This is a genomic window from uncultured Legionella sp. (genome assembly GCF_937871865.1).
Lineage (GTDB): Bacteria > Pseudomonadota > Gammaproteobacteria > Legionellales > Legionellaceae > Legionella.
Map to the genome: position 1 here is coordinate 1 of NZ_CALMPD010000290.1, position 11,025 is coordinate 11,025.

Below are 11,025 nucleotides of genomic sequence, written 5' to 3' on the forward strand. Positions count from 1 at the left end.
GTTAAAAACAGTACGTCATCCTGAGGACGGCCAAATCCTTAACTTAATGGTGCCCCTGGCTCATGCGTACCTTGTGCGCGGGATTCATGGATGCAAACCATTGTATATCGGGATTTAAGAGGTCAATAGCTCCTGGATTCAGTACCTTATTGTGAGTTTGCGCCAAAATGGCGCTGATTATTGAGCACTGAAACATCAATAATCAACCCATTTTAGTCTGCATGGCAGATGAGGGTATTGATGCTGGATTATAGTGCATTCTATTGATTTAACATCATATTTTAATAGTGGCATGCACCTTGCATTAGGATCGTTAAATACTTTAAATTGATTAGATGATCTTTAAAGTACTTGAACCTGGCTTCATATTCGAACTCAGGAAATACTGTCGATTGTGAATGGATTACTTATGGCTGAGAAAGATGTTTTATCACAGGAAGAGATAGATGCTCTGCTAGAGTCAGTGGACGATACCGCAGAAGAAGAGTCGCCGCCTGTAGAAACAAAGACTGCTGCGAAATCACCACGTAAAAAATCACAGGCAGCAGATCCTCAGGAGATGGACTCCAGTGCACCTGCTAAAGAAAGTACTGTTGATGGGGTTAAAACGCTTAATTTTACTGGACAGCAACGGATTGTAAAAGGTCAGTTGCCTGTTTTGGATAAAATTTATGATAGAGCCGTACGGTTGTTTGCTACAGATATTTATCAATTAACCGCTAAAGATTTTGAAATCAAGCAGGATCCTTTATTAATAGTAAAACACCGTGATTTCATGGGAAGCTTACCCAATCCTAGCTTGATGAGTATTTATAAATTTAAACCATTACGTGGAAAAGGAATATTGTTGTTTGACAGTATCTTTGTGTATGACCTGGTGGATTATTATTTTGGCGGTAGTTCCCAGTTTTTTGCTCAAAAAGATAAGACTGATTTTACGGCCACAGAATTACGGGTGATGGACGTTGTTACTAAAAAATTAATTTCAAATTTAACTCATGCCTGGGAACCGATTATTCACCTGGATATTATGAAATTTAATGATGAAACTAACCCTCAACTAGTTAACATCACAGAGCCAGAGGAAATGCTTCTGGTGGCACGTTTTACGTTAAATTTCGGTAAAGAAACGGGCTCCTTCTTTTTTATTTTGCCTTATTCCATGGTTGAACCCATTAAACAGCAACTGGAGTTGGGGGCGTCTCGTCCTGATGACGAGATTGATCCGAACTGGATTAAATCATTGAAAGAAGAATTAATGGATGTAGAGCTTACTGTCAGTTCTGCAATGGCTGAAACTGTTAGTACTTTAGGGAAAGTTATGTCCTGGCAAGTAGGAGATTTCATTCCAGTGGAGATGAGTGAAGTAGTGACGCTTGATATTGAAGGTACACCAAGTTTTACTGCAACATTAGGTAGCGCAAATGATAAGCGTGCGTTAAAAATTATCAAAAGTATCAGTTATTAGGGGAAAGGGATGACTCAGGCTAAAACTACTGCAAATGATCCAACACAACCGGTTTCCAATGAAGTGCCGGATGCTGATAACGAAAAAATGGAATTGATTTTGGATATTCCTGTATCCGTGACTGTTGAAATTGGTCGAACAAAAATGACTATTCGCAATTTATTGCAATTAAATCAGGGCGGCATAGTGGCACTTGATCGTTTAGCTGGCGATCCTTTGGATGTGTTAGTTAACGGCACCTTGGTTGCACATGGAGAAGTCGTGGTAGTTAACGATAAATTTGGGGTCAGATTAACTGATATCGTTAGCAAAGCTGAACGGATTAAGCGTCTTAGATGATGAAACGAACTTTAGCGATGATGTTTGGTTTGATGAGTTCTGCAGCATGTGCGCTTCCCACTGAGCATTCAAATAACATGATTAGTCATAGTGAGCTAATGAAAGTGATTAGTGGATTGCTTCTTGTCCTGCTTATTATTATTGTGCTGTCATGGTTAGTGAAGCGATTACAAGGAGCTAATCTCAGTTCGTCAAAAGGGTTTCAATCGATTGCGAGTATTACCTTGGGTCCCAAAGAACGAGTGATGCTGCTCATGGTTGGTGAGCGCTATTTATTAATGGGCGTTGGTGCTGGTTCAGTAACTTTATTATATGATTTTGGTGAGCAATTACCTGCTGGTTTTGATTTGAGTAATAAATCTACTTTTTCAGAATTGCTTAAATCGGCTGTAGGGAAATCATAGAATGAAAAAACAACAATTTATTTTATTGGTTTTATTCGCTTTGTTTCCCTTGATTTTACAAGCTGATCCATTTTCTTTGCCTGCGGTTACAGTAAATAGCGGGGCCAATGGCTCGCAGTCCTACAGCGTTAATTTACAAATTTTAATTTTTATGACGGTATTAAGTGTCTTGCCCGGCTTACTCATGGCAATGACCGCATTTACCCGGATAATTATTGTCTTGTCTATCTTGAGACAAGCTATTGGTATGGCACAAACTCCTACCAATCAAATATTGGTAGGAATTGCATTGTTTATGACCTACTTTGTAATGTCACCTGTATTTAATACGATTAATGAAAAAGCAGTGCAACCTTATATAGCAGAAAAAATAGACTTTCCCGATGCATTGGAGAATGCACAAAAGCCTTTGCGTCAATTCATGCTCAATCAAACCAGAAAAAATGACTTATCATTGTTTGAAAAATTTGCCAACACTAACCCCGCAACTCTGGAAGATATTCCAATGAGCATAATCATTCCTGCATTCATTACCAGCGAGCTTAAAACGGCATTTCAAATTGGTTTTATTTTATTTTTACCGTTCCTGATCATAGATCTTGTTGTTTCCAGTTTATTAATGGCAATGGGGATGATGATGTTGTCTCCTTTGATCATCTCTCTGCCATTTAAAATTATGTTGTTTGTAATGGTCGATGGTTGGACCTTAGTATTGGGTTCTCTTGCATCCAGTTTTGCGATGGCTTAGGAGATGACATGACTCCTGAAACGGTTATTTCTCTGTTCAGTGACAGTATTTATGTGATTTTGTTAATGCTTACTGTACTAATAATGCCTGGGTTGGTAGTTGGTTTGGTTGTTGCCATGTTTCAGGCTGCAACTCAGATTAATGAATCAAGCTTAAGTTTTATTCCCAAATTATTTGTGACTTTTTTAGTTCTGGTTTTTGCGGGGCCATGGTTACTAAAAACCTTAATCAATTATACAGATGCACTAATCACTAATATTCCATATTTGATTGGATAGGGTATGAGTCAAAGTCAGTAGAATTTATAAAAAACGTTTGAATAAATAGGTAATAAATAATGAGTCTGGATTATCAAACAATGATACGCATATTCAGTCAGGTCATATGGCCAATGGGGCGTATTGGTGGTTTGATGCTAACGGTTCCAGTTTTATCATCTGTTTTACTGCCTTCCAGAGTGAAACTTTTTTTATTATGTGCTGTGAGTTGGACCTGTGCTTTTCTGGTTCCGCAAGACTTATCCTTTCTCAATTTCAATGGATTATTTGTGGTGTACTTTATACAGGAATTATTTCTTGGTATGTTGATGGGTTTTGTATTGCAACTGGTATTTCAGGTTTTTGTGCTGGGGGGGCAGATTATTTCAATGCAAGCTGGATTGGGGTTTGCGATAATGGTTGATCCTGCCAGTAAAGCGAGTGTGCCTTTAATAAGCCAATTCTATTTAATGATGATGACTTTGGTCTTTTTAGCATTAAATGGTCATTTGGCTATTCTGGAAGCAATAATTGACAGTTTTAGAATTATGCCAATTGGGCAGGTGTCATTGGAAAATTCCGTAGTTTGGAACGTTATTATGTTCTCTGGCTGGATGTTTAAAGAAGCATTACTAATTTCGATTCCCGCTATTTTATCTTTGCTGATTGTCAGTTTAGCATTTGGAATAATGACTCGGGTTGCGCCACAACTTAATATCTTTTCTTTAGGATTTCCGATAACGTTGTTAATGGGATTTGTGATTATTAAAGTAGGCTTGTCTACTATTGGAACTCAAATGGCAGAGAGTATTCAACTGGGCATGAAGTATATAACAGGGATGTTGCACTGATGTCAGAAGAAGAACAGGCTCAGGAAAAAACCGAACAGCCCTCGGCCAAACGGCTGAAAGAATCCCTTGATAAAGGGCAGGTTGCTCGTTCGAAAGATTTTAATGCAACGGTCATTTTATTATTTACTGGAGTTGGGTTTCTGATTTTCGGAAGACATCTCTCCGATCAATTGGCTGATTTAATGCGTCAGGCCTTTGAGTTTGATTCTAATGTTCTTCTTACTCCTGTAATTGCATTTGAACGCATGTACGCTTTGGCAAAAATAGGGTTGGGAGCGCTTACTCCTATTTTGGTGGTTATTTTTTTATTGTCTTTAGGCGCTCCTCTTCTTTTGGGCGGGTGGGTTTTTAGCGGACAAGCACTGCAACCCAAATTTTCAAGACTCAGTATACTTAAAGGTTTTAAACGCATGGTTTCAATCAAAGGCCTGGTTGAAATGATAAAGTCTTTTTTCAAGTTTGTTTTAGTTGCTGGTGTTGCCGTTTTAGTGCTGAAAGTACAGATTCCTGCTTTATTGGCATTAGGAAATGCTCCTATTGAAACGGCGATAGCTAGCGGCGGATTAATTATTATCAAGTCTTTTGTCTATATATCCGCAAGTTTGATTCTCATTGCTGCTGTTGATGTGCCTTTTCAATTATATGAGCATAACAAAGCGATGAAAATGACAAAACAAGAGTTAAGAGATGAATATAAAGAAACAGAAGGAAAACCTGAAGTAAAAAGCGCAATTCGGAGAGCTCAACAGGAATTGTCTCGACGTCGCATGATGAATGAGGTTCCTAAGGCTGATGTTATTCTGACCAACCCAACTCATTATGCTGTTGCTTTATCTTACAAGCAAAAAGGAAAACGAGCTCCTGTCGTGGTGGCAAAGGGAAAAGATCTCATTGCTTTTCAAATTAATAGCGTGGCTAAAACTCACAAAATCCCTATTATTTCAGTGCCTCCTCTTGCCAGAGCTATTTATTTTTCTACCAAATTAAACGCAGAAATACCTAGGGGATTATATGTTGCTGTAGCTCAAGTTTTGGCTTATGTATTTCAGCTTAAAGACAAGCAACGATATGACTATAAACCTGAAATTTTACAAAACGTTCCTATTCCTCCGGAATTGGCTCGTGAAGCAGAAGAGGATATTTAATGACCAATGCATTGAACTTCTTAAATTATTGGATACGACAAGGATTAGGTACGCCTATCATGCTTGTCATTATGCTCAGTATGATGATGTTGCCATTACCACCATTTTTACTGGATATCTTTTTTACATTTAATATTGCCTTATCTTTAGTTGTTTTATTAGCCGTTATTTACAGTGAACGACCATTGGATTTCGCTGTTTTTCCCACAGTCATTCTGATTGCAACATTATTACGTCTTGCACTGAACGTCGCATCAACCCGCGTCGTGCTTCTAAATGGTCATAATGGTACTGATGCTGCGGGACAAGTGATTGAGTCGTTTGGCGAGGTAGTTATTGGAGGTAATTACACTGTTGGTTTGGTTGTGTTTATTATTTTAGTGGTCATCAATTTTGTTGTGGTCACCAAAGGAGCTGGTCGAGTCTCCGAGGTTAGCGCGCGCTTTACATTGGATTCGTTGCCTGGAAAACAAATGGCAATTGATGCTGATCTTAATGCAGGTTTAATTAACCAGGAACAGGCAGTTAAACGTAGAACGGATGTGGCTCAGGAGGCTGACTTTTATGGTTCCATGGATGGTGCGAGTAAATTCGTGCGCGGAGATGCTGTTGCAGGTATTTTAGTTCTGGTGATTAATATTGTGGGCGGATTGATTATCGGTATTGCGCAACATGGAATGAGCCTGAACGATGCCTTGCATAATTATATCTTACTCACGATCGGCGATGGTTTGGTTGCTCAGGTCCCTTCATTAATATTGTCGACAGCTACAGCAATCATTGTGACTCGCGTGTCCAGTGCCCAGAATATGGGACAGGCAGTAATTTCTCAAATTTTTGCCAAACCACGATCGCTTGTTATTGCTTCGATAATAATTGGTTTAATTGGAATAATCCCGGGCATGCCTCATATTGCTTTCCTTCTATTATCAGCAGGCCTTGGCGGTATTGCCTATTTATTCATGAACAAGGAAAAGCAGCGCGGCACCCTTCAAAATGATAGTCTTGATGATTTGAATATGGCTACAGAACAAAATATTTCTGAACTGTCCTGGGATGACGTCAATCCGGTTGATGTGATTAGTCTTGAAGTGGGCTATCGTTTAATTCCTTTAGTTGATAGTGCTCAAGGAGGGGTTTTACTGTCACGAATCAAAGGAGTGCGTAAAAAAATATCCCAGGAGCTGGGGTTTTTAATTCCATCAGTTCATATTCGAGATAATCTGGATTTGAAACCAAATCATTACAGGCTTAGTCTGGCTGGAGTCATTATGGGTGAATCAGTGATTCATCCAGACAGAAGCCTGGCTATAAATCCAGGCCAGGTCTTTGGGCAGCTCGAAGGTATTCAAGGAAAAGATCCTGCTTTTGGCATGGAGGCTGTATGGATTAATGAAGGTCAAAAAGAACAAGCACATACTTTGGGTTATACTGTAGTAGATGCTTCTACAGTTGTTGCAACTCATTTGAGTCATATTTTGGAACAAAACAGTCAACAATTGTTAGGCTATGAAGAGACTCAGCAACTTCTGGATAAATTGGCGGTAAGTTCGCCAAAACTGGTTAAAGAACTAGTTCCAGATGGGCTTTCTCTAGGGATGGTAAGCAAGGTGCTCCAGGGATTGTTATTAGAGCATATTCCATTAACTGACATCCGTACCATAGTCGAAACTTTGGCGGAAAATGCGCCCAAATCCAAGGATGCCGAGTTTTTAATTGGTCAGGTACGAATTTCATTATCTCGATTAATAACTCAGAAAATCAGTGGATTAAACGAAGAACTTCCAATTATTACTTTGAAACCAGAGTTGGAACAATTATTGCAAAACACAATACAAAGCAGTGGAACAGGAGGAGTCAGTTTTGAACCAGGCATGGCAGACAGGATACAACAATCTTTGTCACAATTTGCAATGCAACAGCAAGCGAAACAGGAGAGTTCGGTCTTGGTGGTTCAACCGAGCATTCGATCTGTGTTGGCACGATTTGTGCGTAACATATCAAATGATTTCCATGTTTTATCTTATCAGGAAATTCCTGATAACAAACAAATACGAATTATTGGAACAGTAGGATAGGGCTACTCGATGTAAGTAAGTTTCAAAAGCAGGAGGCTTTATGAAATTAAAACGCTTTGTCGCAACAGATACACGAAGTGCGATGCAACAAATCAAGGCCACGTTTGGCCCTGATGCTGTGATTTTATCAAGCCATCATGTCGACGGTGGGGTAGAGATCGTTGCTGCTATAGATTTTGATGAGTCGATACTCACTACTAAATCAGCTATTGCTGCTGCTGAACCTGCAAGTCAGGCTGAGCAGTATACCAATGTTCAGACGCCTCTTGATGATATGAAACAGGAAATTCAAACATTACGCAGCATGCTTGAAGCACAATTAAGAGGGACTGTCGGAGGAAGTGAACCATTACACACCATATTGTTGCAGAAGCTTTTATATTTAGGAGTCAGCCATACTACTGCTGCTTCCTGGGCGCGCTCGGTTAATCCTGACTTAAATCAGCAACGAGCATGGCAAAGTATATTAGCTCAGGTGACTGAACTGATACCTATACGTGATATTGGCAGAATAGAAGAAGGGGGAGTATACGCCTTTGTGGGGCCAACTGGTGTCGGAAAAACCACTACTCTCGCCAAAATTGCGGCGCGGTTTAGCTTGCGATTTGGTGCAGATAATCTTGGTTTGGTTACCATGGATACTTATAGAATCGCTGCTCAGGAACAATTAGTTCTTTATGGAAAAATTCTTGGGGTTAAGGTTTGTGTTGCACAAGACGAGGTTGCTCTAGCACGAGTTTTGCGTCAATTAAGCGATAAAAAATTGATTTTAATTGACACTGCTGGAATGAATCCAGCCGATGAACGCGTAGCAAAACAGATGCAGGTATTGGGGACTTATCTTCAATCAATTTCTAAAGTGCTAGTACTTCCTGCAACAAGCCATTATCAAGTATTAATTGACGCGATTAAACGTTATAAGGCTAATCAGGTTGATCAATGCATTCTTACTAAATTAGATGAATCTCTTGCTGTTGGCGGTGCGTTAAGCGCCGTAATTGAGTCGGGATTGGGTGTAAGCTATTTAACGCATGGACAGCGCGTTCCGGAAGACATAAAAATGGCTACACGTCATCAGCTTGTTGAGCTTTTCGCTCAACAGGAAATTCAGCTGTTTCAGAGCGACAAAGCTTTGAATAAGGAACAGTCGTGTGTTGGGAGAAAGTATTATGTCGAAACTTAATAAAAGCATAAAGGATCAAGCATCTGGCTTGAGAAACCTGGCTCGAACTAAACCAGTAACCGTCATTGCGGTCAGCGCAGGCAAAGGAGGCGTTGGAAAAAGCAATGTGTCTGTGAATTTGGCCGTCGCCTTGGCTCAAATGAACAAGAGTGTTATGTTGCTTGATGCCGATCTGGGATTAGCTAATGTCGATATTATGCTGGGTTTACATACGAAATATAATTTATCCCATGTCATTCAGGGGGGATGTCACTTAAGTGATATTATCTTGCAAGGACCAGGAGGAATAAGCGTCATACCTTCTGCATCAGGAACAGAATTTATGACGCAACTTACCCAAGCTGAACATGCTGGCATAATAGATGCGTTTAACGAGTTAACTGATGATTTAGATTATTTGATTATCGATACAGCAGCAGGAATTTCTGATGCTGTATTGAGTTTTACTCGTTCCTCTCAGGAGTTGATCGTTGTGGTTTGTGATGAGCCGACCTCTTTAACCGATGCTTATGCATTGATTAAAGTGATGAGCAAACGATATGAATGGACACATTTTCATGTTTTGGCCAATATGGTACGAAACCTTAAAGATGGGCGCGATTTATTTAATAAATTATTCAGAGTTTCAGAGCAATTTCTTGATGTTCAACTAGACTATTTAGGAGCAATACCATTTGATGAGCATGTTCACAAATCAGTGAAGATGCAAAAACCGGTTTTAACGGCTTATCCAGATTCAGAAGCATCCGCGGCTATCAAGGAGTTAGCTGAAAATGTGAGTAGCTGGCCATTTAAGCCTGCGCTAGGTGGAAATACCAGTTTCTTTTTAGAGCGATTAGTTGCAGGTGATTTTTAAATTATTCACTATACTTAAAGTAGTTTTGGTGGTTTTTTAGATTGTCTTGGATTAATTATCTGTGCTGTTATTGTAAGGAGAGTATCGTGGATGCTTTAGCTGCATACAGCAAAGTAAATCAACAAACCCAGGAAACATTGGTAAAAACTCATGCCATATTGGTTAAACGAATAGCGCACCATTTGCTTGGCCGATTGCCGCACAGTGTTCAACTCGATGATTTAATACAGGCCGGGATGCTTGGTTTACTTGAAGCTGCGAGACATTATGATTCATCTAAAGGTGCTTCATTTGAAACTTATGCGGGAATACGTATCAGGGGGCATATGCTTGATGAAGTCAGAAGGAATGATTGGGTACCGCGATCGGTGTATCGTAATTCACGAATGATATCTGAGGCTGTAAAAAATCTGGAGCATCGATTGGGACGTGAAGCAAAGGATACTGAAATTGCTGTTGAGCTGGGATTACCAATAAACGAATATCATGAAATGCTACAAGATTCTGTAAGCAGTCATTTATATGGCTTTGAGGATTTAGGAGTAACTGATGATATGTTACACAGTGAGGGAGGAGGCGAGTCTACTGAACCTCATGTCAACGTAATGCATAAAGATTTGATGAATCGTCTGACCCAGGTAATTGATGGTTTACCTCATAAAGAACGATTGGTATTATCACTTTATTATGAACAGGATTTGAATTTAAAAGAAATTGGTGAGGTGCTTGAGGTTAGTGAATCTCGAGTGTCGCAGATTCTGAGCCAAGCCACTTTGCGCATCAAGTCGCGAATAACGGAATAAAATAACAATGGATGCATTAACATTAATTGGGTTACTTACAGGTTTTTTAGCAATTATCATAGGGCAAATACATGAAGGGGGAGATATCAACTCCTTGCTTAATATATCTGCTTTATTGATTGTAATGGGCGGAACTTTGGGAGCGGTAATGGTTCAAACTCCCATGGCAACATTCAAGAGGGCGTTTAGAGTGTTACCTTGGGTATTTAAACCTCCTAAACTTAATTTTGAAGAATGCCGCAACATGCTGATAGATATGTCGCGCAAAGCACGCCAACTTGGTTTACTCTCTTTAGAAGATCATCTGGAGGTTGAAACAAACCCGTTGATAAACAAAGGACTGGAATTATTGGTCATTGGCGTTGACAAACAGACGATAAGACAAGTCATCGAAGCTGAAATTGAGCGTAGTGAGCATATGGATTTACGTGCTGCACATGTGTTTGAAAGTATGGGGGGGTATAGCCCAACCATAGGGATTCTCGGTGCTGTATTAGGCTTGATCCAGGTCATGAGGAATCTGGCGGATCCCAGTGCGCTTGGTTTAGGGATTGCAGTTGCGTTCGTAGCAACTATTTATGGTGTGGGCCTTGCTAACCTTATTTTTCTTCCGGTAGCGAATAAATTAAAAAGTTGTGTTTCTCATAAAGTTCATTTTGATGAAATGATTCTAGAGGGGCTAGTTGCTATTGCCAGTGGAGAAAGCCCCAATATGCTAGAGTTAAAATTAAACAACTTCGGGCAGCATAAACCAAATGAAATCAAGACGAAACAAAGCTGAAGAACATGTAGATAATCATAGATGGGTAATATCCTATGCGGATTTTATTACCTTATTATTTGCGTTTTTTGTGGTAATGTATGCTATTTCTTCGGTCAATATATCCAAATAC

The 11,025-nt window shown here is 39.7% G+C and carries 13 protein-coding genes; all 13 read left to right on the forward strand.

The genetic code is table 11. From position 1 onward, the window contains the following. Nucleotides 1-409: 409 nt before the first annotated feature. Nucleotides 410-1,468: a flagellar motor switch protein FliM gene (gene fliM / locus Q0495_RS15580; protein WP_298627919.1), complete on the forward strand. Its 1,059-nt coding sequence runs from the start codon at nt 410-412 to the stop codon at nt 1,466-1,468. A gap of 9 nt (nt 1,469-1,477) precedes the next feature. Further along, entirely contained in the window at nt 1,478-1,807 is a 330-nt protein-coding gene (gene fliN / locus Q0495_RS15585; protein ID WP_298627921.1) for a flagellar motor switch protein FliN, read from the forward strand. A 17-nt stretch (nt 1,808-1,824) separates the two neighbouring features. Beyond that, nucleotides 1,825-2,211 (forward strand): flagellar biosynthetic protein FliO, encoded by a 387-nt coding sequence (gene fliO / locus Q0495_RS15590; RefSeq protein WP_367274449.1) that lies wholly within the window; start codon nt 1,825-1,827, stop codon nt 2,209-2,211. 1 nt (nt 2,212) lies between these two features. Further along, nucleotides 2,213-2,959 carry a flagellar type III secretion system pore protein FliP gene (gene fliP / locus Q0495_RS15595; protein WP_298627924.1) on the forward strand — a complete coding sequence of 249 codons (747 nt, stop codon included), beginning with the start codon at nt 2,213-2,215 and terminating at the stop codon, nt 2,957-2,959. 8 nt (nt 2,960-2,967) lie between these two features. Beyond that, nucleotides 2,968-3,237, forward strand: a complete 270-nt coding sequence (fliQ, locus tag Q0495_RS15600) for a flagellar biosynthesis protein FliQ (protein WP_298627926.1) — start codon at nt 2,968-2,970, stop codon at nt 3,235-3,237. Nucleotides 3,238-3,296: 59 nt separating this feature from the next. Continuing rightward, the gene (fliR, locus tag Q0495_RS15605) at nt 3,297-4,067 is read left to right on the forward strand and encodes a flagellar biosynthetic protein FliR (protein WP_367274448.1); all 771 of its coding nucleotides are present in this window, start codon (nt 3,297-3,299) and stop codon (nt 4,065-4,067) included. After that, nucleotides 4,067-5,212 carry a flagellar biosynthesis protein FlhB gene (gene flhB / locus Q0495_RS15610; RefSeq protein WP_298627930.1) on the forward strand — a complete coding sequence of 382 codons (1,146 nt, stop codon included), beginning with the start codon at nt 4,067-4,069 and terminating at the stop codon, nt 5,210-5,212. Before fliR ends, flhB begins: the two co-directional genes overlap by 1 nt. Further along, the gene (flhA, locus tag Q0495_RS15615) at nt 5,212-7,290 is read left to right on the forward strand and encodes a flagellar biosynthesis protein FlhA (RefSeq protein ID WP_298627932.1); all 2,079 of its coding nucleotides are present in this window, start codon (nt 5,212-5,214) and stop codon (nt 7,288-7,290) included. The genes flhB and flhA overlap by 1 nt, the downstream gene beginning before the upstream one ends. Nucleotides 7,291-7,330: 40 nt before the next feature. Next, complete coding sequence (gene flhF, locus Q0495_RS15620; protein WP_298627934.1) at nt 7,331-8,473, forward strand: flagellar biosynthesis protein FlhF; 1,143 nt, start codon at nt 7,331-7,333, stop codon at nt 8,471-8,473. Continuing rightward, nucleotides 8,460-9,329, forward strand: a complete 870-nt coding sequence (locus tag Q0495_RS15625) for a MinD/ParA family protein (RefSeq protein ID WP_298627936.1) — start codon at nt 8,460-8,462, stop codon at nt 9,327-9,329. The genes flhF and Q0495_RS15625 overlap by 14 nt, the downstream gene beginning before the upstream one ends. Nucleotides 9,330-9,415: 86 nt before the next feature. Next, nucleotides 9,416-10,132: an RNA polymerase sigma factor FliA gene (locus Q0495_RS15630; RefSeq protein ID WP_298627938.1), complete on the forward strand. Its 717-nt coding sequence runs from the start codon at nt 9,416-9,418 to the stop codon at nt 10,130-10,132. Between the two features lie 7 nt (nt 10,133-10,139). Beyond that, nucleotides 10,140-10,913, forward strand: a complete 774-nt coding sequence (locus Q0495_RS15635; RefSeq protein WP_298627940.1) for a flagellar motor protein — start codon at nt 10,140-10,142, stop codon at nt 10,911-10,913. Beyond that, nucleotides 10,888-11,025, forward strand: a 138-nt coding sequence (locus Q0495_RS15640; RefSeq protein WP_298627942.1) for a flagellar motor protein MotB, incomplete at its 3' end; no start/stop codon positions are given. The genes Q0495_RS15635 and Q0495_RS15640, both read left to right, overlap by 26 nt.